The sequence below is a fragment of the Providencia sp. SP181 genome (assembly GCF_050446505.1).
In the GTDB taxonomy this organism is placed as follows: Bacteria; Pseudomonadota; Gammaproteobacteria; order Enterobacterales; family Enterobacteriaceae; genus Providencia; species Providencia vermicola.
This window is the reverse complement of sequence record NZ_JBBPXM010000001.1, coordinates 629,241-654,163: the sequence shown is the minus strand read 5'-3', so window position 1 is coordinate 654,163 and position 24,923 is coordinate 629,241. Positions and strand designations below refer to the sequence as shown.

The window sequence follows — 24,923 nt, the reverse complement described above, 5'->3', positions numbered from 1 at the left end:
CAATGTTATTTCCCTCTTCGTAACGTCACTTTTTCACTTTGCTATTATTTCTTGTCTTGGGGCAATCTAATGACGGAATCAGCCTATAAATTTGGTGTTATTTATCGGCTTCAAGTTAAAAAGGGTGTGGTAGGGTAAGCTCGACGAATGAATTAGTGGTACATATTCACTATATTGAGAAGAGAACATCATGACAGTTCAAGCCATTGAAGGGGTTATTTCACAATTAAATGTGGTAGCGACGCAAGCGACTAACCCAATAAAACCTACTATTGAGCCAGTGGGCTTTGCGGATCACCTTGTTGCATCCGTTAACCAAATCAATAAAACACGCAATGATTCTGCGAAGCAAATTGAAGATTTTACCCTTGGGAAGCAAGATATTTCCCTAAATGATGTGATGGTGGATATGCAAAAAGCCAGTCTAAGTCTGCAAATGGGTATTCAAGTGCGAAATAAACTGGTTGCGGCGTATCAAGAGATTATGTCAATGCCAGTGTGAGTTATTTATCTATTTGAATATTATAAATTAATGGTCTTATCGTGGCGTGTTAGTAGCAACGATAAGGCATTTTTATTCAAAATAATAATGGGCTTGAGTGACTTTGAGTTATCCAGCGATCAAATATCATAATTCCACTTTGACGATACCCATCTTATTTATACGCTAATAAAGGCTGTAAGATAACCTGCAAATAACGCCAAATATGTCTAATTTGTTGTCCTATTCATATCAAGATAGCCAATAAAAATGTGTAAAAAAAGTGCCATTGAAAACTTGAAATATTCGCTGTGAGCCTTATATAAATAATGCACCAAGCTAAAGCATGACGCCACACTAGGTTGATGGTGCAAGGTTATATAGGTTTAGTTTACGATATAGAATATTGAAGGAGCGTTTATGTCTAACATTCGATCTTTTTCATTATTTCCAACATTATCAGATAACTTGCTTTCAAATAGGTTTGATCAAATAGACAGATTGTTTAGCCAATTAACAGGTAATCGGCCGTTAACTACAGAGCATCCTTATAATTTAAAACAAATAGACGATACGCACTATCAATTAACAGTGAGTGTGCCAGGTTATAAGGAAGATGACTTAACGGTGTCCATGAAAGGTGGGAAATTGTGCATACAAGGTGAGCAATCTACTGAATTAAACAATGACTCAGAAAAATGGATCCATAAAGGAATTACGCAAAACACGTTCTCCCTTGAGTTTAATTTAGGTAAAAATGTGAAAATTGAATCTGCTGAATTATCGGGTGGGTTATTAGCATTAGATATTGAATATGAAATTCCAGAGGAAGAAAAAACGCAAGTCATCGCGATTGAAAATAAAGATATAAAATCATAGTGTTACTAATTTTAGCCCGCCAGAAATGGCGGGTTTTTTATGTCTAAAATAAGGATGGAAATTGTGTCCTATTAGGCGCAATTTTTAATGGAATTACCCATGGGTTTGCGGGCAGGGTGTAAAATAAAATTGCAATTATGTTTTATGTGTGGCTTAATGTCGTCACTGGTTTGGAAGTACAGGCCTATTTATGCTAGTCAGTTTAAAGTTGTTCACCATTAAGCGTTATCTCAGATACCCCTTCATTGCGAATTCCTTCTAATTAATTCCATAAGTACCAATAAACAACCAAACGAACACATGCCTTATGGCAATTAAAAAAATTAAAGGAAATTCTATGTCTAATACAATGACTGGTTCAGTAAAATGGTTTAACGATGATAAAGGTTTTGGTTTTATTACTCCTGCAGATGGCAGCAAAGATGTGTTTGTTCACTTCTCTGCAATCCAGAGTGATAACTTTAAATCTTTAGCTGAAGGCCAACAAGTTTCATTTTCTATCGAAAATGGCGCAAAAGGCCCAGCAGCTGCAAACGTAATTGCACTGTAAAAATTAATAAAAATCTATTTAGGTTTAATTATTTACACTTTTGTAAAAGTGCGATAAAACCTTAGGCTTATTAATAGCCAATTAGAATATTATTTAAAACCTCGCACTGCGAGGTTTTGTTGTATATAAGGCTGACTAAATGTATTTATTATAAGCATTATTGTCATCGAACTAGGAATTATTTCATTAATGTATTGGCATTAGGGATTTAAGTAAATCAGCTTGCAGGCTCCCTAAAAAGTGAACTGACGCCATAAAACTAGACAATAACTTAATCTGCCTTTAAGGACTGAATTCTGTATATGACAGGGCTCAGTCCGTTTAATTTTGTCTTAGTTTAATTATGGTTATAGGAAAATAGTTAATAAAAGAAGCCAGATCGGGTTAATTCACCAATTCCTGTGATAATAAACTGCACTCCCATACAAACTAATAAAAATCCCATTATTCTTGATATTGCATCGATGCCACTTGTTCCAAAAAATTTCATTATCATATTTGAGCTTTTCAAACAGGCCCAAAGAATAATAGAGAATAAGAAAAAAACTAATGGTGGAGCAACTAAAACAACCCAATGAGGGTATTCACTTTCATTTGTGATGACAGATGAGGCCATACTGATGATCATTGCAATTGTCCCTGGCCCCGCAGTACTTGGCATAGCTAAAGGAACGAAAGCAATACTAGAGGTGTTATCTAATATCTTTGCTTCATCATTATTTTTGTTGGCTTCAACAACGGGAAATAGCATTCTAAAGCCAATATAAGCGACAATAAAACCGCCTGCGATCCTTAACCCTGGAATACTAACACCAAACGTATTCATAATCGCTTGGCCTGAATACCATGAAACAAGCATAATAAAAAAAACATAAATCGGCGTTGTATTTATGGTTTTCTTACGAGCATCAATCGTCATTCCACCCGATAAGCCAAGAAATAATGCAACAGTTGTTAATGGGTTAGACAAGGGTAATAATACGGCGAGCCCAATACCAATTGCAGTTAATAATTCAAACATGTCAACTTCCTATGTAATTAGAGCAAGAAATTAAGAATCTTATGACTATATTTTAAGCTAATATCATCGTTTGATTTGTCCTCTAAATTTATTGAGAAAAGAATCGAACTCTTATCTTTACCTATAGATACACTATGAATAAGATGAAAAATTTTATTTTTGGCATCATGTGACTTAGCTAATTGGTAGAGACTAATTAAGGACAATAAAACATAAAGCTTATTAATGTGCTTAGGGTTAGAAATAGCACTAATATTCAATAGTATCGTATTTTTTAATTTATCTGAATTAAGGTCTTTAGATGTCATGCTGCTAATTTTTTGCAACATAAAATTCATTTTACGTGACTCGATTTGCTGAGCACTACTCAGTGGAATGATATATAGCATCAATATCACAATGATAATGGAAAAAATAAGTGCAATTGAGGTGTTAGCAAAGTAAGAAAAATCAAAATCCATTGGATTGGTAAAATTAATGAGAAATATCATGGAAATGCATACGACATGAGAGAGCAAAAAGGCGAGTTTACCTACGGATTTTAAAACACCAAGAATTAAAAATATTGGTGCCATGATCATTACAGCTTGAAAATAACTAGATGCTTGAATTAAAAAGTAAAACTTCAATATGTAGCTGATAATAATCACTAGAATGGCAACGACTAATATAATAAAGGCGAGTTTATTTGCATTGGGGATAGTCACGCCAAATGTAAATGAAATACTTACTAATACAGGGAGTATATAACCATATTCCCAACCTGTGTTTAGCCAAAATAATACGCTAATAACCAGACTGATCACTAACCTAAGTGTATTTAAAAAAGCATCTTTCCAATCAAAAAAATAATAGAAACTGCTATCAGATAAATCATTATCTTGCTTTTTAAAGCCTAAAAATTGTTTGTAGCTAGTGTATTTTAAAAAGTGCTTATCAACCATGCCCATGATAGAGAAAACGATAAGCATAGGTAACTGTTTCGCTTTATGCTTTGCTGTTTTAAACGATAAAAAATGGCTTTCATATTGACTTGTTTCATCATAACTAATGCTACTTTCTAATACATTTTTTAAGCTTGTATGAATTTTATCATTTCTTTGTTTGAACAGGTTTGATAATAACTGTTTTTTTTCTGTTTGTATTTTTTTATCGATTAATTTTGTTTGAGGTATATTCGACTGATTAGGCAGTAAGTAGGTTATAAAAGTGTACACGACAATCCCTATCATCACTTCCATTAACCGTTCTTGAGATAAGTTAAAAATTGTCATTGGTAATGGAAATACTGACGTACCGAAAGCAATGATTGCGGAGGTGTAACCCGATAACGAAAACAGATATGGCATCATATAACGCGAAATTAATGTCATAAAAAGACATATCGATAACCAAATAATGATTAATGCAGTAAAAATCCAATGATCGTTAATACTGATATTGGCAATGAGAGTAACAGCAATGACACCAATAACACTACCCGATAGCCTTGCAGCCATTTTAGCTAAGCTTAGCGATGGGTCTGGATAGCCAATAATAGCAACGGTCATCATCGACCAATATGGCTTATCAAAGCCAAAATAAGAGGATAAAAACCAAGCAAGTAAAATAGCTAATGTATACTTGATTGCAAATAACCAGTTTAATTTCATTGCTTACTCTTCAATAAATACAGTGCAAGTTGTTCCTGGGATCAAAGATATATTTTGACTATTTTTCAGCGATATTTTGACTGGTACACGTTGCGCTAGCCTAACCCAAGGGTAATTGGGCTGCACATTTTCTAATAGTTGGTTACCTGTTGATGAGTTATTATCATCAATTGCACGGCCGATACTTTGTACTTTTCCGCTTAATTCATTGTTATTGCTATATAGCTGTATTTTTGCATTGTCTCCTATAACCACATTTGTCATTTTAGTTTCTTCCAAATAGGCGATAACATAGTAGGAGTCTTTATCTACAATTGCGAATAAAGGCGAACCAGCATTAATATAATTACCCGTTCTAAGGTTTAAGTTCGTGATAAAGCCATTTACGGGGGAGGTTATTTGCGTTCTTGAAAGATCAAGTTTTGCTTTGTTTATCTTTACTTTTGCCAATTCTATTTTTTGGGTCAGACTCGCTAGCCGAGACTGAGCATCTTCAAGCTCTTCTTTTGAAATGGCGACTTGGTTTAGTTTTGTACGCCTAGCGAGTTGGTTTTTTGCAAAGTTATGTTGAATAACCAGTTCGTTGAGTTCGAGTTCAGATTGGCGAACTTTAATTTCGTAATCTGTCGGGTCTATAATTAATAACAAATCACCTTTTTTAACTTCTTGGTTATCAATGATTAAAAGATTATCAATTTTACCTGAAACCTCAGCGGTCACTTGGTTGATCTCAGCTCTTATCCTGCCATCACGAGTCCACGGGCTTAGTGCATAATGGTTCCATAGTAAATAAATAGAGGAAATAATGATGAACAAAGAGAGAACGATGATTAAATATTTTCTGATATTCATTTTTACCAACTACGAATTAATAATGAAGTGTATGCATAAAATACATAAAAATAACATAGAGATATCAAATAGGTTCCCTGCATATTCATATTTGATCATTAAATTTATATAAATAGTCCTAAAGATTAGCCATGAAAAGAACCCTAGAAAAAATACGAGTATGATCCCTGGTATAAAAACAGTTCCCCCTAAAATAAGATCTTTCATCGGTTATTCCACCATACAATGTATGTAATATTTCGTTGTACTGATATTTAGTAACTTGATATTTTTAATCTGAGACCTATTAAAATAACATGGGTTGTTATATCACTATATTATTCTAATGTGTAGTTGTATCGCATTAATAGTTAATTGATTGATATAACATACCATTAATTTATCTGGCGTTAGCGTTGTGGACTTAATGTGGAACATTAAACTTTTACATGCTATTGATAGCCATGTAATATACTATTTTTATAGGTTTTTTCCTTTATGAACAAGTTATTATCTATCTAAAACGTCGTTTTAACTACTTTTAAAATCAGGTAATTCAAATGCTTTTTGAGTAACTAATATGGTTTTTATTATTTTAATGTGGTTTTTAATTGTTTTTGAATAACTACATCTTTATTTTTGTATGATGATTGAAACTGTATTATTAAAACAATAAACAGATTACAGTTGTCTTTATACAATTTATTTGGATTTAATGTTTTACCATTCTCATGTTGTGAGAGTGGGTATGCGAAATAATTAATAATAGACAAAAACCAACAGAGTCTCTTTTTTTGAAAAAATCAAACAATTTTGAGTATGACAAGTTAAATGATATGTTGTTATTGAGATTTTATCTATTTGAAATATAAGAGTATAGTTTCAATGGTAGATTGCATGAGATAAATCGAAAAATAATCTAGCTTTTCTAATTCATTATCTAAACTTAAAAGGCTTAAATGCAAATTGACACTTGGGTCTGGCCTCAAGCTAACAATAAGAATTAAGGGGAATAGAATGGATGAGCAATATGACGTGGTGATTATTGGCAGTGGTCACAATGGCCTCGTTGCTGGAGCAAAGCTTGCGCACAAAGGGCTTAAAGTTGTTATATTAGAGAGTGAAGAGACAATAGGCGGGGCGGCTCGTACCGCTGAAATTACGCAGCCTGGTTTCCACCATGATTTGTATGCAACCAATATCGGGTTATTTTTAGGATCACCGTTTTACCAAGAATATCAAAGTGAACTGCATAAAAATGGTTTTGATATCGTGACCAGTGACCGCCCTTACTCCAATGTATTTCCAGATGGCGATGGGATAGGTGTTTACCAAGACCGAGCTAAAACCGATGCGATGTTTCGCAAATATTCTCCGCAAGATGCAGACAGCTTTTGGGCGTTACTCAGTTATTTTCAAAAAACCGTTGGGCATTTTGCACCATTAATGCAAATGGAGTTGCCATCTTTTAAAGCAGCTAAGCAGTTGTTTTCCATGGTTAGACACTTAGGCATGGGGGAATCGCTTAATTTGGCGCAATTAATTCTTAAATCCACACGGCAATTTTCAGAAGACTATTTTACGCATCCAAAAACTCGCGCATTATTTATTCCTTGGGCTTTTCACCTTGATTATGGGCCTGATGTAACAGGTGGAGCAACATTTTCATTTTTAGAAAGCTTAAGTGACCATCTTAATGGACTTTCCATTAGCCGTGGTGGCGTGGGAAATTTAATGCACAGTATTGCCAGAATTATTGAAAATCATGGCGGGAAAGTGCTGACTCAAAAAGAGGTCACTGAAATTATTATCGAAAATGGTAAAGCGATCGGGGTGAAAACCACATCGGGTCAAACTTTTGGTGCGAAAAAAGCGGTTATTGGTAATATTACACCAACACAAATCGTTAACTCGCTGATCAAAGAGCAGCACTTACCGAGCAATTATATTCAAAAAGCGAAGCGTTATCGTTATGGTGCGGGTACGATGATGTTGCACTTTGCATTGGATAAACCCCTTGAATGGAATGCAGGGGAAGATTTTTCTAACTTTGGTTATGTACATATTGGCCCGTATACAGACGATATTTCCGCAACCTTTGACCAAGCCCAAAGGGGGATTTTGCCCGATAGCCCAATGCTGGTGGTGGGGCAACAAAGTCGTAGTGACAGAACGCGTGCACCAGAAGGAAAAGAAACTTTGTGGGTACAAGTCAGAGCACTGCCATTTGCACCGACGGCGGATTCCCGAAATGAAATTGCCATGGGGGAATGGGGCTCAATGAAGCAGCAATATGCCGAACGTGTGATTGATAAAATTGCGGATTATGCGCCGAATATCAAACAGAATATCCTTGATTATGCAGTGTTATCCCCAGCAGATCTCATGCGGCATAACCGTAACTTGGTGAATGGTGACAGTGTATCGGGCAGCCATCAACTCAGTCAAAACTATCTTTTTAGGCCTTTCCCTGGGCATTCACGATATAAAACGCCGATTAAAAACTTGTGGATGATCGGTGCTGCGACGTGGCCAGGTGCTGGGCTTAATGCCATTTCGGGCTATTTGGTGGCAGACCATATTTTAAAGTAAAGCATTGAACTTCACTAAAATTATCGTGGGCCTGATTAGGTTCACGATAAAATTCCCTTTATAATCATGCTCACTAAGACGCGCGGGTGGAGCCCACGATGAACCGAAATGAATTGATCGCGTATATTCAAAATAATTATGGTGTTATCCCTGAGTACCCATGGGCAAGAGCCCCCACATTTGCGACCTTTAAACACGGCAATAACGGAAAATGGTTTGCGGTAATTATGGATATTGCTGCAAAAAAAGTAGTCGAAGGTGGAGGAGAGGAAAAAATTGATATTGTGAATATCAAGGTACCGCCCGAGTTAGTGGGCTCATTGCGGTTACAAAAAGGGATTTACCCCGCCTACCATATGAATAAAGAACATTGGGTGACCGTGAAGCTAGGGGCGGAGGTAAATGCTGCAGAGCTGATGTCCTTGGTGAATGAAAGCTACCGTCTGACCACCTAATTTATGGTTTATCAAACTTTACAGCATGTTAATAAAGTTGATTGAATGGCCTTTATTTGCTTCCAAAACAAAGTCATTAAAGGGTTTGCTTTGTTTTTTAACGTGCTCAATATCCCCAATAATGAGCGTATGAATGGCGTAATTTGTTAGTTTTTGCAGTAATTCCCCCGCATAGCCTGAGGAGAGTGTAAAAAACGCAGGGGCTAGCTCATCAACGGGTAATGCAATTGTTTTTATCCCTTCAGTCAATGATGCATCCATCACTAAATTAAGTAAGTCATTAATTTGCGTTGGTAGATTTTGAAAAATAAGAGCAGGGCTTTCGTTGATGGTCACAATTTGGTAATTCATGTGTTCTTCCTTAATTTAAGTCAAATGATACTATTTCTTAAGGTTATAACTGGTTTTTATTAAAAATGGTCACAAAAAAGGCGATTTGTCACTAATAGCTGTTGTGCGCAGCAAATTAAATCGTAAGATCTCTAAACTTCCTTTATAGATAGAAAACTAGCATGCTTTCTCATTATATATCTCAAGCCCTAGTGGCTAAGAATTGCACATTAATTGTTAACCAACAACGGCAAGATAGTTTATCTGAAGTGTTTATTAAAACTCGCCAATGGCAATTTGCGGATGGGGTCGTACTTTTATGCACAGAGGAAATTGAAATAGCGGAATTTACCTGTGATAGTCAATGCCCTGAGCGCTGGATTATCTGGCAATTAGTCGAAGAGAATGGTCTGAAAATATTCCCAAAAAGAAAAGAGTTTTTTAATATTTGCCAACAAAACTTTTGGTTGAAAATGAAAACGCAGTGTCGGTTCTAAAAAAGAAGAATTCCATTGGTAACTATATTATTTTTATGGTTTTTTTCTTGCTCATAAACGAGAAATATCGAATAATCGCCAGCCCTAGTAAGATTTTATTTTTAGCCAAACTATTATTTATATTAAGTCAATCTAATCTTTCCATTATTTAACTCTTAATTGGCGTACAGATAAATCTGAATTTAACTAATAATGATGTGAATAGTTTCATATGAAATTATTTATTGAGTAGTTAGATAAGCTTACTTAATCAAAAAATGAATCTTATATTCATTTTTTATCATTTCGTTAACAATATTTACTTCATTTTCTTCGTTTAGCTATGTAAGCTTACTTAGTCGTTATTCTAATTAATTATTAATAAAATCATTATGTTATATATTGTTGTTATACGAATTTAAGGTACTATCAATCTTGTTTGAAATTCCCTTGGTTTTATTTATTCTTTTATGCCGCCTAAAAGCGGCTTTTTTTGTCACTTTTCAGCCAGCCACATTCCACTTTTCTTCATGGAAAAACCAAACACTATACCAATTAGTAATGATTGAATGGTGATCAGACATGCCCCCTGTGCAGCAAAAATGGTGCAGGTACCGACAAAGGTTCCAGGGATGTATGACAACCACTGTTTTTTTGCTTGAATGCACATAAAAAAGGCCACAAATCCTGTGACGAAATAGCCGATAAAGCTCGGCAAGTTTTGCAAATAGCTACCGCTATGTAAGATAACTAATCCCCACACAACACCGCTGCTAACGGTTAGTGCGGTAATACCAAGGCCTTTGATGCCATCTTTCGGGTAGGCAAAGTAAGCCGTACAGCCCAGAAATCCTGCCCAGCCAATTAAGCCAAGTAAATCAGCGACCCATGCCCAAAGGCCCGAGAGAATTGCAGTAGTTAACGAAAGACAAAAAAGTAATTTCACAATAGCGACTTCAAATTAGGGTTAATCAATTTCAGAGAACCTTAGGCGGTTGCTTATGGTTACTCAGTGCAGCATTGTTATGCTTAATAAAAACAAATATCTTGTTGTCTCGATTCAGCTTTTGAGCTGATTAAATCAGAAACACGCATGTTTTTAATGAAGGTTTGCGTTAACATATTAATAAATCAAGATTATTTGGGTTATCAATAGAGATGAGAGCAAACAAAGGCAAGCATTGTATCCAGCTGATCCCCTGGTTGCAATTTGTATCTGCGGTTATTTCTCTGAATTCACAACCTAGATCAACTGCAATCGTTTACCTGTGTTTTCACAAAGAAAAAGTATGAAAGCGTCCCCATTAAGGCGTATTTGCAAATGGTATATTTACTTTGCATTGCTAATGCCCTTGAATATATTTTAAATAGAGGATGGCTAAGCCTGCGTAACCCTATTACACAGCGTAGGCGGCATCCTCTATTTTCTTTACCACTTTAACGTACTTTGAGACTTTGGTAGAAGAAAATACGTATTGTATTTACCCAGCTTACCAGCCGACAGCGACACCGCATTAATTACTGGGTTATTTGCGTTATTTCACGCAATAGAACTACGTAGGTTTACATTTTGCCTAACTGGGTATTGCATCCCAGCGGCAAGTACTTTGCCGTCTTGATTACGGCCGATACCAATCCCTGCACTGAATCGGCTGTTTAGGGAATAGGGGATATTACTCATTGTCGCGACAGAGGCAATGCCAGAGTTAGCTTGTTTGGTGGTTTTATTTATTTTCTGTTTTATTTGTTATCGTTTGAATATGTGTCATCATCTGAATGACATCAGCATGCTATAGGCTTTTGGCTTAAATGATAAATCGCTTATACAAAGCTGTTTATTCGGGATATTGGCAGTGGGATAGTTTAACTCCAGTGTTATTTAAACAGGTGATGAGAAATTGTTAGCGATAGATAATTGTAAAATGATTAATTGCTTAAATGACACTTTTTGCATATTTTAGGTGAAGTTTGTTAAATAACATGGTATTTTTCTGCCAATCCGCATTGTACCTTGTTTTTACACGAAATTTTAAATTGCTTGGTCAAGCGAAGAAGCGAAAAAAGCATCAAGGTGCGAGCAAGGTTAAACCACAATGTCATTTTTTGCCTATTTTTGGCAAATGAAAAAGTTGATAATGTTTTCCATACTTATTTATTAGGCCATTCATTAGAAAAAGGCGTGCAAGCCTATCTCCTCTTAACGTGTTTAACGCGCGGTGTTGGGGTGCTTGCTTATGCAACTTTGTTCGTTTAGATAATTTGGCTGAGCAATAGATTCAATTATTAAGAATAAAGACTGAATTAATAGGATTTGAATTATGGCAGTAAGAGAAATTATTGAAATTCCCGATGAAAGACTGCGCATTAAATGCAGCCCTGTGACGGATTTCGCCGCGGTACAAACGTTAATCGATGATCTAATCGATACCATGTACAGCACTGATAATGGCATTGGCCTTGCTGCTACGCAAATTGCTGAAACCAAATCCATTATGGTGATTGATATTTCGGAAAACCGTGATGAACCGATGGTGTTTGTCAACCCTGAAATCGTCGAAAGCGAAGGGGAAACCAGTTACCAAGAAGGGTGCTTGTCAGTGCCTGAAATCTACGCGGATGTCGACCGTTTCTTACGTGTGAAAGTGAAAGCGTTTGATAGACACGGTAAAGAATTTGAGGTGGACAGCGATGAGTTTTTAGCCATCGTGATGCAACATGAAATCGACCACTTGCACGGTAAAGTGTTCCTCGACCACTTATCCACGTTAAAACGCAATATGCTGCTCAAAAAGCTGAAAAAACAGCAACGTTTAAAACAGCAGCAATAGTCATTGGAAGAGGCGTGTCAGGTTTGTTGGCCTGACACACAAATTTTATTCCCTAGGGCGAATAACCAACGGGGCGTCAGTCTCATCGAATTGCCCATAGCTGTTATTGAGCACCCGTTTTTGGTCTAATTGCTTAATTTCTTTGCTTAAAAAGTTTAAATGCTGTTGTAAATATTCTTTAGTCACACGTTCATTTTCAATAATTTTATGCAATAACTGAATAAATTCCTCAGTGATTGGCTGCTGTTCTTCGAACGCTTGCGTTAACGCGGTGAGGTTTTCCACCGCCAGGACGTACTCCGTTTCGCGGGAGACCAGTGTCTCCCATTCCCCAGATTGCGCTAAGGCAACTAAATTTTCACTTAATACTAAGACATTACGGTATATTTCTTGTAAATCGATAGGATTTTTATTGTCCACCTGATTATCTTTCATCCACATTTGCACCGATTTGTTGCCATGCAGAGGCGATATCGGAGAGTAACTGGTAAACTTCTTGGACATAAGCCACGTTGTTTTCGAGGTTGGCACGGAGTAGCTGCATTGTCATATACTCATACAAACTTGCTAAATTTTCCGCAAGTTCGCCGCCAGCTTCATAATTTAACGACTGCTTTAACCCAGTGTCAATGATGTCGATAGCTTTTGAGATTTCTTTACCTTTTTCAGCCACCTTCCCTTGCTGCATAAAAATCTCCCCGCGTTTCAGGGCACTTAGCGCCCCTTTAAACAGGATTTGGATCAGCTGGTACGGGGTCGCATTAGTGATTTCACTTTCCAAATCGACCTGCTGATAGGCTTGCTGTGCGTGTCGTTGATACATGTTTTTAACCTAAAAGTTTTAGCCTAATAATCGGCCTAAAGAATTCGTTGTACTATTGAGCGAGCTCATCATTTTATCGAGGTTTTGGAATTGACGACGGTGCATATCCATGGTGTTTTCGATTTGTTTATTGGTCTGCTCAATACGTTTATCTAAACTTTTCTTTTTTTTCTGAATACCATCGGTGGCGTTGTGTAATGAACCATCTTTTGTATCTAAAGTACCTTTTAAAAAGTTAAAGTTTTCAGTCCCAAAACCGGTTTCTTTGCCGTCACCTGCAAAAAACACTTTTACACTTGATGGGTTTTCTTTAAGCGCTTTATCCAGAACCTTATTGTCAATTTCTAAGGTTCCATCCGTTTTCTGTTTGATCCCCATTTTATTCAGCGTATCGATTTCACCGCTATTTTGTGGCGAACGAACTTGTGTGCGCATCGTGCTTTGAATGATGCGCAACGTTGAGTCACCGATCAGCGGCCCGTTGGTTTTGTTAGGGGTTGTTCCACTCTCATTTGGGGTGTATTTGGTAAGTTCTTTGGCTAAGGTTTGGAATTCATTATAGGCATCCACCCAGGCTTTAATTTTCGCTTTAGCGGGTTCGATATCTTCAGAAACCATTAAATGGTCTGCTTTACCTTCCTCGCTTTCTTTTTTGAGTGTTAATGTTAAACCTGGAAATAAGTCTTTGGCTTCATTGGTCTGAGACTCAAGTTCGAAGCCATCAATGGTTAAGTGTGCATTCTGAGGAGCAACTTTTTGCTCCATACCGCTAGTTTTCTCATCTTTGATGATAATTTTGCCGTCTTTATCAACATCAGATTCCACATTTAGTATTTTAGCCAGTTCATCGTCACCTTCCACATTAATGCTAATGCGGTTGTCAGTACCTTCTTTTTTCGAGGTTACGACAAGGTGATATTGATTATCTCGGTCTTTAATAACAGATGCGGTAACACCTTTATCTGTTTTATTAATTGCATCAGCGAGCTCGATTAAAGACGTACTTTGGTCATCAAGTTTAATCACAATCTTATCTTTTTCTTCTTTTTGTGAAGGCTGAGTGATCGTGATGGTACGTTCTTTAGCATTACTGCCTAAGAGTTGCTTGTTATCAGAATGGCCTTTAGTGGCGATAGTTTGCGCTTTTGCCAGTTGTGTGACTAATACATCATGCACACCAGCAACAGCTTTACCGTCAGTTTTGACATCAAAGGCTTTATATTCACCAGTGACTTTGGTGGTGCTGATATCGCCGTATTTTTTTAAATCTTCTGCGGCTTTTTTCAGTTTCTCTAAAGACGACTGCATTTTGCCATAGGCGCTAATTTGCGCATCATAGCTGGCTTTTTGGGTGGTTAATGGGTCAAGGCGACGACGTTCCATCGCCTCTATTTGGTCCATTTGTACGTTTAAATCTAAGTTTGCCCCGATACCGAGTGTGGATATTCCTGCCATGTTTTCTCCTACGCTATTCTCGTCATCCTTCAAGTTGCAGGGGGTTGACTTCGTTCAGCTAGCCGAATCACATACTTGTGTATGCTCATCGGCCTCTCTTCACTTGTCGCCTACCTGCAACCCGAATGATTTAGAGTCTATGCCTGTGTTATTAACTCTGAAATAGAGTCTATTTAGAGTCTTATCGGCAAAACGGAGCAAAATTTTAGACTATTCTGAAAAACAACGATGGCGGGAAGTAACGAGGTAAATCTAGGTATTTATCCTTATCAGGGGTAAATAACTCGAAAATTGATAAAAATAAAATAATTCCCAACAAAATAATAAAGTAAAAAGCGGCTTCCCGTGCAGGTTTTGCCGTCATTGATGAAATTTTTATGCAAAAAGCCTAAAGGGGTTTTGGTTACAGCCGATAAACATATTGCTGACGAAAATCACTCAGTTAAGCACATAGGCTTAGCTTATTAATTTGAATAACAAGGACATTACCATGGCACAAGTTATTAACACTAACATTCTGTCTCTGACTACTCAGAACAATTTAAACCGTTCACAAGGCGTATTAGGTTCTGCAATTGAACGTTTATCTTCTGGTTCACGTATCAACAGCGCAAAAGATGATGCGGCAGGTCAAGCGATTGCTAACCGTTTTACTGCAAACGTTAAAGGTTTAACCCAAGCTTCTCGTAATGCGAATGACGGTATTTCTATTGCGCAAACCACTGAAGGTGCATTGAACGAAATCAATGATAACTTACAACGTATTCGTGAATTAACAGTTCAAGCGAAAAACGGTACTAACTCTAACTCTGACTTAACTTCAATCCAAAATGAAGTTACAGAGCGTTTAGCTGAAATTGACCGTATTTCTAAAGAAACCCAGTTTAACGGCGTTAAAGTTCTTAGCGGTGAAAAAGCTGAAATGAGTATCCAAGTGGGTACTAATGATAACGAAGTTATCAAATTTAATTTAGATAAAGTTGATACTACTGAGTTAGGTGTTGCAAGCGATAAATTGTTTACTGAAACTACCGCTAAGAAAGGTGTTACTGCTGCGGGTGCTGCAGTTACTGCTGATAAAGTAGGTGTCGCAGGTGGTACAACGTATAAAGGTGGACTAACTGTAAAAGCTTATGAAGTCGATGGTAAAGTTGTTGCAGATAAATATGTTGCTACTGAAGGTGGTAAAGACTATTTAGTTTCTGGCTCTGATTTTGAAGCTGATGGTACAACAGCAACTCAAGTTAATTTAAAAGCTAGTGCAGCGGTTACTGCTAATGAATTTACAGCTGATGCAGGTAAAGATGTAAAAACTTTAGACGTTAAAGGCGATGCGCTGAAAACTTTAGATGATGCTATCAACAAAGTTGATGAAAGCCGTTCTAAATTGGGTGCGATCCAAAACCGTTTCCAATCTACCATCAACAACCTGAACAACTCTGTTAACAACCTGAGCGCAGCACGTAGCCGTATTCAAGATGCTGACTTCGCAACTGAAGTTTCTAACATGAGCCGTGGCCAGATTCTGCAACAAGCAGGTACTGCTGTGTTGGCGCAAGCTAACCAAGTTCCACAAGGTGTTCTGAGCCTGTTACGTTAATTCGTAATTGGTTAATGATACTGAAGGCCAGCATTGCTGGCCTTTTCTTTGCCTGTCATATTTTGCACTACAAGGGTGTTGCCGTCAGTCAGTCACCCGAATCACGTACTTATGTACGCTCATCGGGATAACCGCCTTCGTCGCCTAGCCGCAACACGAGTTATTTAGGGCTCGCTGTAGTATTTCAGTTAAACTCCGCATACGTTTTAGTGTTAATTTTGGCACAGGCGTAAATTAATATATTTGATAACAGAATAAAAATAATAATAACGAGAGGGGTGTTAACCAGAAAACCAGACTCATAAACATAGGGTAGGGCGATTCCGCCAAATATATCCCCTGTTAAAAATGCGGTTTGTATTAAACCAAAAATATGTTCGGCATTCCCTTTGCGGGCAATCTCCATCTCAACCAAATTAATTAATAGTGAGCAAACGGTTCTAAACATATACATGGCAATAACCGAGATGGCGAAAACAATCGGGGAGCTAAATTTTATCGACCAAAACATGCCATAGAGCATCAGCATGCATAAACCAGAAAAAACGAGTAATGAGATAGGTTTATCTTTGTCAGAAAAAATAAACATAAAAAGGTTCTTGAGTACTAACCCAGAAATAACGCCTAATGACATCACAAGGCCAACATTCGCATCTGAAAAATGCATGTTTTTTAAATACACAGGAATAATGGGAAAGATCAGTGCCCAACTGGCGCCACTGATAATAAATGCAATAAATAAAATTAAATCTGCTTTACTGAGAAAAGGAAAAAATGAAATGCCTTTTGGGGAACCTTTTTTCACTAATGGTTTCTCAGTTTTTGGTATTTTTAATGAAGGAATGGCTACTATGGCGATTAATACCATGACCCCGCTAATCAATAAGGCGGAACGATATGGAGTTTGATCGATAATTGATAAAATCGTCACTAGCCCTCCTGCAATAAAAGCCCCAAGGCTTTGTGCAACTGTGCTTAAATTATCGGTGTGTAGCAGGACTTTATTTTGTTCCTGTTTATCAATATTAAAAATTAGTGATTTTAGCGCAATAGCGATAATACTCGCACCCATCCCTGCCATCAAACCTGAAGTCACGGCGATAGCCATCCCTGTGGGATAGGCTCTAAGAACAAAGCCACACCCATACAGGAAAAAGCCCACAATTAAACCAGTCTTAGTACCAAATCGGGATAGCCCTTTGGCATAAAATAGTGAGCACGCCCCGCAACCGCCATCATTACGTATGAAATTGAAAATAACTTCAATTGCGCCTGCTGTTCCCAATAGATGGGCTGCAATGTTTTGGATATCCACATTGGGAAAAGAAAGAAAAAATAAAAGAAATATATTTTGTATGCCATTTTTATTCTTAACAGTTTAAGTTAAAATTTAAAGTTAATTATTTCATAAAGGTCATACTTGATTTTTTAATTAAACTCATCTGCCGTTGCATTGGTGAATGTAAAAATACATTATGTAAATTAAATCTGTCAAATAGTAATTTTTTACCTTGTTAGCCTGAATAATTTCAATGTTTAATTAAATAGATTTAAGAATTATATTTTTTATATAATCTATTAGTCCGATTATTTTCATTGTCATTACTTCCCATAGCAAATGCTATGTTTACCTTGGTTATGATGCATAGCGCCAAGCGCGCTTGTTGTTTACCAATAGCTTCATTTGTTTTAAAGGGGTTAACCCAGCTTACAGCTAATAGCAAAGTCTAAAGCCAAAACCTGCAATTTAATGAAAAAGCTACCTTTTAACAAAATAACCACTCCCACTTGTATTACCCATCAAATCTCTTGAAAGTTGTGTTAAAACAACCATTAACCTCGTGAATATTCAAATTTTGCCTATTTAGGATAAGGGAAATAAAGCCACATTTAGTGCCTTACTCTACGGATTGAAATCAAAACCAACACAGATAATGGGTACCTTTTATAAAGCTTGAAGGGTGATTCAGGTTGTGAGTGATTTGTATACTGCCGAAGGTGTGATTAATAAAAATAGCCTATGGGAGCGTTATTACCCTCTAATACGCCATGAAGCCCTGAAACTGCAAGTTAGACTACCCGCCAGTGTTGATATCGACGACCTAATTCAAGCGGGGGGCATTGGTTTATTGCATGCATTGGAACGTTTCGATGTTACCCAAGGGGCATCGTTCGCCACCTATGCGGTGCAGCGTATTCGTGGCTCAATGCTTGATGAACTGCGCAGCCGTGACTGGGTACCGCGCAGCGTGCGCCGCCAAGCAAGGGAAATGACCAAGGCCATTGGCGCGCTGGAACAATCACTGGGGCGCAGCGCGACGGAGCCAGAAATCGCTAAAGCGCTGGATATTGACCTTGCAGAGTATCGCCAAGCACTGCTAGATACCAATAACAGCCAGCTATTTTCCTACGATGAGTGGCATGAAGTTCACGGGGAAAGCTGTGAGCCGCAAATGGATGAGAGCGACGGTGGTAACCCGCTAAGCTTGCTGATGGAGTCGAGCTTAAAGTCGCAAGTGATGGCGGCGATAGACCAGCTACCAGAGCGTGAAAAAATGGTGCTGACGTTGTACTACCAAGAGGAGCTGAACCTGAAGGAGATTGGTGCGGTGCTGGAGGTGGGGGAGTCGAGGGTGAGTCAGCTTCATAGTCAGGCTATTAAGCGCTTGCGCGGTAAGTTGCGATGATGCTCGTCATACTTCGCACCACAGCGTTGTTGGCTTCATGAGTTCACCCTAGTCACATACTTATGTATGCTCCTAGGGCTAAACTCACTCGCCGCCTAGCTGTAGCACGAATTATTTAGAGCATTTGCATCGAGGGAATAATAAGATTGAAATGGTTTCCCTCGCCGATTTCTAAACATGTGTGCCTTTCTCGAAGTATCTTTTCTAGTCCTCTACCCACAATCCGAATTATTTAGAGCATTTGCATCGAGGGAATAATCAGATTGAAATGGTTTCCCTCGCCGATTTCTAAACATGTGTGCCTTTCTCGAAGTATCTTTTCTAGTCCTCTACCCACAATCCGAATTATTTAGAGCATCTGGAGCAGGGGAATAATAAGATTGAAATGGTTTCCCTCGCTGATTTCTAAACATGAGTGCCTTTCTCGAAGTATCTTTTCTAGTCTTCTACCCACAATCCGAATTATTTAGAGCATCGCAACGGAGTTGAAAGAATTTTTTGAGTTTATTATGTGTGAATTGGTTAGGGCATCATTGTTGAATTAAAAAGTATTTTCTTGAATTTATTGTGAGTGAGTGCCTCAATCCCTATCGGCGGATTTGGCTAAATAGGTCTCCGCGGTGGTGTGCCAAGCTCTTGGTGATTGGGTGAAGCCCAATTTCAGATATTCGGTGAGATTGCTGTCGGTGGAGAAAAATAAAATTTGGCAGTCGGGGGGAAGTTCTTCGGCGGCAATGCGCATTAATTGACGGTCGATGCCGTGTTTTTGATAATGTGCGTCAATGGCAAGTTCGCAGATATAACAGCAAGAACTAAAATCCGTGACTGCGCGGACAAACCCCACCACTTGCTCATCGTCCCATGCACTAATCAATAAATCCGCGTTATTCAGCATTGCATCTAATTGAGTTAGATTATCGGTTGAAACCGTTTCTCTAAACGGTGACTGAAGAATTAACCGAATAAAATCTTCAACTGATATGGCGAAATTCATTTTATAGCTCAGGCGGCTGGTAATAGCATCCATAGGGTTTCCTTTGCAATCAATTAGCTCTTTTATAGGTTTAGCCTGAAATGGTGAAAATTTCCTGTTTTTAGGGGGATTTATCAATAATTTCTGTGTTTATGGAATGGTAGTTCGCGTGAAATCAACAATATCGTTATCTATTGAATGGGCTGATTAATTAATATATTTAATTTTTAGCCTCATTCGGCTATTCCAATTATTGCTTAAATATCTTAAGTTAAATTCAATGCTGCCATTATATTTTCAAAATATACGCGGCAAGGTAAAGCACCATAAGAATTCTATTCAACAAATAAATGAACGAGATATGACTATGGAACTAAAGGATTATTACAGCATCATGGGTGTAAATCGCACTGATGATTTGAAGACCATAAAAACCGCATATCGCCGCTTAGCGCGCAAATATCACCCTGATGTTAGCAAAGAGCCCGATGCGGAAGCGCGTTTTAAAGAAATCGCCGAAGCGTGGGCAGTACTAAGTGATAAAGAAAAGCGTGCAGAATACGATGAGATGTGGGAACACCGAAATGACCCTTATTTTAACCAAGGGGCTCAAGGCCAGCAAAGTCATTCATACTCCCAGCAAGGTTTTGATTCAGGGAATTTCGATGATATTTTCTCATCGATGTTTTCTCAACGTGCACGCAGTGGTAGTACAAGGCAGCCACGTAGCCACCGCGGTCAAGACCTCGAAGTTGAATTGGCTATTTTCCTCGAAGAGAGCCAAGAATCACACAAACGCACCATAAGCTACAATTTACCAGTTTATAATGCCTATGGCTTTATCGATAATGAAATCCCCAAAACATTAAATGTGACAATCCCTGCGGGGGTTATCGATGGGCAACGCATTCGCTTAAAAGGGCAAGGTACCGCAGGGGAAAATGGCGGTGAAAACGGTGATTTATGGATTACCATCCGCATTGCACCACACCCATTATTCGATATTAAAGGGCATGATTTGGAAATCGTGGCGCCTTTAGCACCTTGGGAAGCTGCGCTAGGCACCAAAATCACTATTCCGACGCTCAAAGACCCTATCGTTATTACGGTTCCTGCAAATAGCCAAGTGGGGCAAAAATTACGGATTAAAGGAAAAGGACTGGTACACAAGGGGCATGCCGGTGATTTATACGTGATTATAAAAGTGGTGATGCCAGAGAGCAGTGATGCACAATCCAACGCACTGTGGCAGAAGTTGGCGGAGGCACAACAGAGTTTTGACCCGCGTAAGAATTGGGGAGGAAAATAATGGAACAGTTAACAACACTAACCGTTATTGATTTCTGTATTCATACAGGTATCGCTGAAGATGAATTACAGGAAATTGTCGGGCTGGGGATAATCCAACCGATTGAAACAACTCATGAATGGTTATTTGACGACCAAGCCGTGATTATTGTGAGAAGGGCGGTGCGTCTTTACCATGAGCTAGAGATTGATTGGCCAGGGATTGCAATGGCCATGAGCTTGATGGATCAAAATGATAGACTGCGGCGTGAAAATGAGATGCTGCGGTTACAGCTCAAACGTTTTATTGATGAATAATACCAATAATTAATCAAGTCACAGCTGTTGGGATTAGTGAGTATTGAGCAAAAAATGCAGGCTAATTTCTCATAAAAAAGCCCTTATCATGGGAATAAGGGCATAATGACGACAACGAGATTTTTTTATTGTTAATTAAATGGCTGCCGCTTGGGCAATTAATTTACCGAGCGCTTGCCAGTCTTCTTTGTCAATTAAGTCATTTGGCACCATCCACGAGCCACCGCAGACTAACACCGATGGTAACGCGGTGTATTCCTTAATGTTTTTTACACCGATACCGCCCGTTGGCATAAATTTCACTGGATAAACAGCGCTCAGGGCTTTTAGCATAGCAACGCCGCCAGAGGCTTCCGCGGGGAAGAATTTTAAGGTGGTCAGGTTAAACTCAAGGGCCTGTTCGACGAGGCTTGGGTTATTCACTCCAGGAATAATAATCACTTTCTTTTGTTGGCAATAAGCGACGATTTTGGGGTTAAAACCTGGGCTAACAATGAAGTCCACGCCTGCATCAATAGCTTGGTCAACTTGTTCAGTGGTTAACACGGTGCCAGCAGCAATCAGCAATTCAGGGTAGGCGGCACGCATATTTTTAATGGCTTGCACGGCGGCAGGGGTACGAAAAGTCACTTCCGCACACGGCAGGCCGTTTTCCACCAAGGCTTTAGCAAGTGGTGCGCCATGTTCTGCATGATTAATGGTGATCACGGGAACAACGTTCAGTTTTTTAATTCTTTCAATCAGTTGATTCATGGCTAAAGCCCCTTAACATTTTCCTAAATCGGTGGTTGGCATGGCCTCGGCAGGAATAATTGCTCCCCGGTGTTGGATAACAGTTCCTGCCAGTAAGTGGCCAGTTTTTGCCGCGTCGCACGGTGTGCCGCCCAAAATGCGGCAGGCAAGATAACCTGCACTGAACGAATCCCCTGCGGCGGTGGTATCAATAACGTGACTGACTTTATTTGCTGGCACTTCATAGCGCTCATTATCAATGATCACGTAGCAGGCCTCCGCACCACGTTTGATCACAATCTCATTCACCCCATACAGTTGCGTACGCGAAATGGCTTCGATTTCGTGGCAATCCCCATACAGAAGTTGCTCGTCATCAAAGGTCAGAAACGCGATATCGGTTAATTTTAATATTTGTTGGTAAGCCTGTTGTGCGGCTTCTTTTGATGGCCAAAGAGCAGGGCGATAGTTATTATCAAACACAATTTTCGCACCGTGCTGTTTAGCTTGTTGCAGTATTTCCATTAAAAGTTGGCGAGCTGAGTCAGGTAAAATCGCTAAGCTGATGCCACTTAAATAAATAAATTGTTGTGAATTAAGAAGTTGCTGTGTGTGTGCTTTGCTGTTTTCATCCAACCAAAATTTGGCGGCTGCGTTATCGCGCCAATAAAAGAAACGGCGTTCGCCATCAGCGGAGGTTTCAATTAGGTACATCCCTGGTAAATGCTTTTGTGAAATTGAGACAGCTTCAGTATTAATACCTTCTTGCTGCCAGCTATCCAGCATTTGTTGGCTGAATGGGTCTTTTCCTAAACCAGTGATATAGCGTGTTGTCACACCCTGTTTTTGAGTTAAGCGAGACAAATACAGCGCAGTGTTTAGCGTGTCCCCACCGAAGGCTTGCTTATACAGCTCCCCCGACTTTTGCAATTCAACCATGCACTCGCCAATGACGGCAACTTGCGGATGTGTACTCATTTTTATCACCTGCGCGATTACGACTGTGTTATCGATTACTGACCTGATGAGGCTATTAAAACGCATTTGGTACAGAAACTCAATGAAAATGAAACGCCGTTTTAAAAATAATGAATCGCTGTTCTTGTTTTTATGAGGTTCGACAATTATGCTATGGCGTATCGCGTGGTTTTAATTGGCTTTATGATATTAATTATCGCGGCCAATCTAATAGGATGAAGAAAATAACATGGATAAGACGACTCAGACTGATGCCGTATCTGCAGTGGTGAAAGTATTTAGTATTCTCAGTGCGTTAGGGGAGCAAAAAGAGATTGGTGTTTCTGAGCTATCCCAGCGTTTATTAATGTCAAAGGCCACCACCTTTCGTTTTTTGCAAACCATGAAACAATTGGGCTATGTGGAACAAGAAGGTGAGGCAGATAAGTACTCACTGACATTAAAGCTCTTTGAATTAGGCGCAAAGTCCCTTGAATATGTGGACTTAATTGAAATCGCGGATAAAGAAATGCGCCATATTGGGCAAATAACCCATGAAGCCGTGCATTTAGGGGCATTGGATGAAGATGCCATTATTTACATTCATAAAATTGATTCCAGTTATAACTTGCGCATGTATTCGCGGGTAGGCCGCCGTAACCCACTGTATTGCACAGCAATTGGCAAAATTTTACTGGCTTGGCAAGATGAAGAAGCCATTCGTTTAGCTTTAAAAGATGAGACGTTTACCCAAAAAACGGATACAACCATTTTAAGCATCGAAAGTTTGCTGGTGGAATTAGCTGCAGTGCGGGAGTGCCATTATGCGCAGGATAGAGAAGAGCAAGAACTCGGTTTGCGTTGTGTTGCGGTGCCTGTTTATGACCGCTTAGGGCATGTGGTGGCGGGATTATCGATTTCGTTCCCAACCATTCGTTTTGATGAGCAGCAACTTGACCACTATGTACAATTGCTAAAAGCGTCAGGTCGCCGTATTTCAGAAAAAATGGGATATCACCATTATCCATGATATTGATGATATCGGGTTATTTATGAATTCAGTTTTTGGGTAAATAACGCAGTGTATTCAAATTCATGAGTCTGCTCTGGATTACCTGAACTTGTGGCTTCAGGGTAAGGTTTATTTCCCGGGAAATCGCGAGTTAGGCTCCACATCGAAACAAGGTTTAACCCTATTTTCTTAGCAAACTCGCTTAAGATATCCGCATCATGGAAACTAAACATAGTCAGGTCATCGTTTAAACCAATCATCGGTGTGATTTGAACATAATCATACATTTCTTTATCACCAACGGTTGGGTAGAACGGTTTTAATTGGTTTTTAATACTGATGGCCGCTTTGATGGCAGCATCGCCAAGGCTGCTGATATTCGGGTCATAGTAGTCCATTGCCATGCCATTCACTTTCATGACTAAACCAGCATCCACTGATTTTTTGACTAAATCTAGCCCTGTCCCTGTGAGTCCTGTAGGCAGGGTGGGTAAGGTTAGGCTTAGGGTGATCTCAGGGTTATTTTCGATAATCACTTTTAACGCAGCAAACGCCTTGTCTGCATCATAGAGGCCGTTCTCAAAGTCTAAATCGATATGTGATGCGCCAAGTACATCTATCACCTCTTGGTAGGTTTCAATGAGTTGTTCCAGTGGTTGTACGAGGGAAACATCTTGGTTTGCTGCTCCCCCAAATGAAACGGCAACGTTGACGCCAGCTGTAATAAGTTCATCCGTTAACGGTTTTGCCCAGCTAATTGGCATCGTAGGTTGGGCTGACCATGCTGCTTGTTTATCACGAGTTGCGGTTAAAAAACCAAGATAAAGAATATCAACGCCATATTTGATAGCCGCTTGGCTGTATTTCGCATTAGGCCTGCCATTCGGGTAGTTTTGCCAATCGTTCCAAGTTGCATCTACGCTGACATCGATATACGGACCAAAATACGTTTTATTCATTGTCTATCCTTTCGCAGGTTAAGTG

At 38.9% G+C, this 24,923-nt stretch carries 26 protein-coding genes; 12 read left to right on the top strand and 14 right to left on the bottom strand.

The window, feature by feature from the left end:
• Positions 1-190 precede the first annotated feature (190 nt).
• The 3 genes from fliE to cspE all read left to right on the top strand — a co-directional run bounded on the left by fliE (position 191) and on the right by cspE (position 1,910).
• On the top strand, positions 191-502 hold the full coding sequence (fliE, locus tag AABS66_RS03215) for a flagellar hook-basal body complex protein FliE (RefSeq protein ID WP_206083873.1): 312 nt from the start codon (positions 191-193) through the stop codon (positions 500-502).
• 399 nt (positions 503-901) lie between these two features.
• Positions 902-1,360, top strand: a complete 459-nt coding sequence (locus AABS66_RS03210) for an Hsp20 family protein (protein WP_206083874.1) — start codon at positions 902-904, stop codon at positions 1,358-1,360.
• Positions 1,361-1,697: 337 nt separating this feature from the next.
• A complete protein-coding gene (cspE, locus tag AABS66_RS03205) occupies positions 1,698-1,910 on the top strand; it encodes a transcription antiterminator/RNA stability regulator CspE (protein ID WP_206083875.1) in 213 nt (70 codons plus the stop codon).
• A gap of 361 nt (positions 1,911-2,271) precedes the next feature.
• Here the strand turns inward: cspE and AABS66_RS03200 are convergent, their stop codons facing one another.
• The 3 genes from AABS66_RS03200 to AABS66_RS03190 are packed head-to-tail and all read right to left on the bottom strand — an operon-like array spanning position 2,272 to position 5,435.
• Complete coding sequence (locus tag AABS66_RS03200; protein ID WP_206083876.1) at positions 2,272-2,931, bottom strand: MarC family NAAT transporter; 660 nt, start codon at positions 2,929-2,931, stop codon at positions 2,272-2,274.
• Between the two features lie 17 nt (positions 2,932-2,948).
• Positions 2,949-4,583 (bottom strand): FUSC family protein, encoded by a 1,635-nt coding sequence (locus AABS66_RS03195; protein ID WP_430224560.1) that lies wholly within the window; start codon positions 4,581-4,583, stop codon positions 2,949-2,951.
• A gap of 3 nt (positions 4,584-4,586) precedes the next feature.
• The gene (locus AABS66_RS03190) at positions 4,587-5,435 is read right to left on the bottom strand and encodes an efflux RND transporter periplasmic adaptor subunit (RefSeq protein WP_206083878.1); all 849 of its coding nucleotides are present in this window, start codon (positions 5,433-5,435) and stop codon (positions 4,587-4,589) included.
• A 996-nt stretch (positions 5,436-6,431) separates the two neighbouring features.
• Between AABS66_RS03190 and AABS66_RS03185 the strand changes: the two genes are divergently transcribed.
• On the top strand, positions 6,432-8,006 hold the full coding sequence (locus tag AABS66_RS03185) for a phytoene desaturase family protein (RefSeq protein ID WP_272573700.1): 1,575 nt from the start codon (positions 6,432-6,434) through the stop codon (positions 8,004-8,006).
• Between the two features lie 98 nt (positions 8,007-8,104).
• Positions 8,105-8,461: an MmcQ/YjbR family DNA-binding protein gene (locus AABS66_RS03180; RefSeq protein ID WP_206083880.1), complete on the top strand. Its 357-nt coding sequence runs from the start codon at positions 8,105-8,107 to the stop codon at positions 8,459-8,461.
• An 18-nt stretch (positions 8,462-8,479) separates the two neighbouring features.
• Here the strand turns inward: AABS66_RS03180 and AABS66_RS03175 are convergent, their stop codons facing one another.
• A complete protein-coding gene (locus tag AABS66_RS03175; RefSeq protein WP_206083881.1) occupies positions 8,480-8,812 on the bottom strand; it encodes a DUF4180 domain-containing protein in 333 nt (110 codons plus the stop codon).
• A 161-nt stretch (positions 8,813-8,973) separates the two neighbouring features.
• Between AABS66_RS03175 and AABS66_RS03170 the strand changes: the two genes are divergently transcribed.
• Positions 8,974-9,288, top strand: a complete 315-nt coding sequence (locus AABS66_RS03170) for a hypothetical protein (protein WP_430224559.1) — start codon at positions 8,974-8,976, stop codon at positions 9,286-9,288.
• 475 nt (positions 9,289-9,763) lie between these two features.
• Here AABS66_RS03170 and AABS66_RS03165 read toward each other — a convergent pair whose 3' ends face one another.
• Together AABS66_RS03165 and AABS66_RS03160 are read right to left on the bottom strand one after the other, a co-directional pair.
• Entirely contained in the window at positions 9,764-10,213 is a 450-nt protein-coding gene (locus tag AABS66_RS03165; protein WP_430224558.1) for a DUF1097 domain-containing protein, read from the bottom strand.
• A 594-nt stretch (positions 10,214-10,807) separates the two neighbouring features.
• Positions 10,808-10,948, bottom strand: a complete 141-nt coding sequence (locus AABS66_RS03160; protein WP_272573698.1) for a hypothetical protein — start codon at positions 10,946-10,948, stop codon at positions 10,808-10,810.
• A 637-nt stretch (positions 10,949-11,585) separates the two neighbouring features.
• Here AABS66_RS03160 and def point away from each other — a divergent pair.
• Positions 11,586-12,095 carry a peptide deformylase gene (gene def / locus AABS66_RS03155; RefSeq protein ID WP_206083884.1) on the top strand — a complete coding sequence of 170 codons (510 nt, stop codon included), beginning with the start codon at positions 11,586-11,588 and terminating at the stop codon, positions 12,093-12,095.
• 45 nt (positions 12,096-12,140) lie between these two features.
• Here the strand turns inward: def and fliT are convergent, their stop codons facing one another.
• Genes fliT through fliD form a run of 3 tightly spaced genes read right to left on the bottom strand, consistent with a single transcriptional unit; the run spans position 12,141 to position 14,373 of the window.
• Entirely contained in the window at positions 12,141-12,530 is a 390-nt protein-coding gene (gene fliT, locus AABS66_RS03150) for a flagellar protein FliT (RefSeq protein ID WP_206083885.1), read from the bottom strand.
• Complete coding sequence (gene fliS, locus AABS66_RS03145) at positions 12,520-12,918, bottom strand: flagellar export chaperone FliS (RefSeq protein ID WP_004909969.1); 399 nt, start codon at positions 12,916-12,918, stop codon at positions 12,520-12,522. The genes fliT and fliS overlap by 11 nt, the downstream gene beginning before the upstream one ends.
• A gap of 18 nt (positions 12,919-12,936) precedes the next feature.
• Positions 12,937-14,373 carry a flagellar filament capping protein FliD gene (fliD, locus tag AABS66_RS03140; protein WP_272680793.1) on the bottom strand — a complete coding sequence of 479 codons (1,437 nt, stop codon included), beginning with the start codon at positions 14,371-14,373 and terminating at the stop codon, positions 12,937-12,939.
• Between the two features lie 490 nt (positions 14,374-14,863).
• On the opposite strand from fliD, the gene AABS66_RS03135 reads away from it, so the two are divergent.
• A complete protein-coding gene (locus tag AABS66_RS03135; protein WP_353168289.1) occupies positions 14,864-15,973 on the top strand; it encodes a FliC/FljB family flagellin in 1,110 nt (369 codons plus the stop codon).
• A gap of 184 nt (positions 15,974-16,157) precedes the next feature.
• Here the strand turns inward: AABS66_RS03135 and AABS66_RS03130 are convergent, their stop codons facing one another.
• Positions 16,158-17,288: an MFS transporter gene (locus tag AABS66_RS03130; RefSeq protein WP_430224557.1), complete on the bottom strand. Its 1,131-nt coding sequence runs from the start codon at positions 17,286-17,288 to the stop codon at positions 16,158-16,160.
• Positions 17,289-17,946: 658 nt separating this feature from the next.
• Between AABS66_RS03130 and AABS66_RS03125 the strand changes: the two genes are divergently transcribed.
• Positions 17,947-18,660 (top strand): RNA polymerase sigma factor FliA, encoded by a 714-nt coding sequence (locus tag AABS66_RS03125; protein ID WP_206083888.1) that lies wholly within the window; start codon positions 17,947-17,949, stop codon positions 18,658-18,660.
• A gap of 580 nt (positions 18,661-19,240) precedes the next feature.
• Here AABS66_RS03125 and AABS66_RS03120 read toward each other — a convergent pair.
• Positions 19,241-19,687 (bottom strand): GNAT family N-acetyltransferase, encoded by a 447-nt coding sequence (locus AABS66_RS03120; protein WP_206083889.1) that lies wholly within the window; start codon positions 19,685-19,687, stop codon positions 19,241-19,243.
• Positions 19,688-20,000: 313 nt separating this feature from the next.
• On the opposite strand from AABS66_RS03120, the gene cbpA reads away from it, so the two are divergent.
• Both cbpA and AABS66_RS03110 read left to right on the top strand, forming a co-directional pair.
• Complete coding sequence (gene cbpA, locus AABS66_RS03115; protein ID WP_206084379.1) at positions 20,001-20,942, top strand: curved DNA-binding protein; 942 nt, start codon at positions 20,001-20,003, stop codon at positions 20,940-20,942.
• Positions 20,942-21,238 (top strand): chaperone modulator CbpM, encoded by a 297-nt coding sequence (locus AABS66_RS03110; protein WP_206083890.1) that lies wholly within the window; start codon positions 20,942-20,944, stop codon positions 21,236-21,238. Before cbpA ends, AABS66_RS03110 begins: the two co-directional genes overlap by 1 nt.
• 135 nt (positions 21,239-21,373) lie before the next feature.
• Here AABS66_RS03110 and AABS66_RS03105 read toward each other — a convergent pair whose 3' ends face one another.
• The gene (locus tag AABS66_RS03105; protein ID WP_272538665.1) at positions 21,374-21,991 is read right to left on the bottom strand and encodes a bifunctional 4-hydroxy-2-oxoglutarate aldolase/2-dehydro-3-deoxy-phosphogluconate aldolase; all 618 of its coding nucleotides are present in this window, start codon (positions 21,989-21,991) and stop codon (positions 21,374-21,376) included.
• Between the two features lie 12 nt (positions 21,992-22,003).
• Positions 22,004-22,948 carry a sugar kinase gene (locus AABS66_RS03100; protein WP_206083892.1) on the bottom strand — a complete coding sequence of 315 codons (945 nt, stop codon included), beginning with the start codon at positions 22,946-22,948 and terminating at the stop codon, positions 22,004-22,006.
• 229 nt (positions 22,949-23,177) lie between these two features.
• Here AABS66_RS03100 and kdgR point away from each other — a divergent pair, with 229 nt between their 5' ends.
• Positions 23,178-23,957, top strand: coding sequence for a DNA-binding transcriptional regulator KdgR (kdgR, locus tag AABS66_RS03095; protein WP_206083893.1), 780 nt, complete (start codon positions 23,178-23,180; stop codon positions 23,955-23,957).
• A 20-nt stretch (positions 23,958-23,977) separates the two neighbouring features.
• On the opposite strand, the gene AABS66_RS03090 is transcribed toward kdgR, so the two are convergent.
• Positions 23,978-24,898 carry a chitinase gene (locus tag AABS66_RS03090; protein ID WP_206083894.1) on the bottom strand — a complete coding sequence of 307 codons (921 nt, stop codon included), beginning with the start codon at positions 24,896-24,898 and terminating at the stop codon, positions 23,978-23,980.
• Positions 24,899-24,923 lie beyond the last annotated feature (25 nt).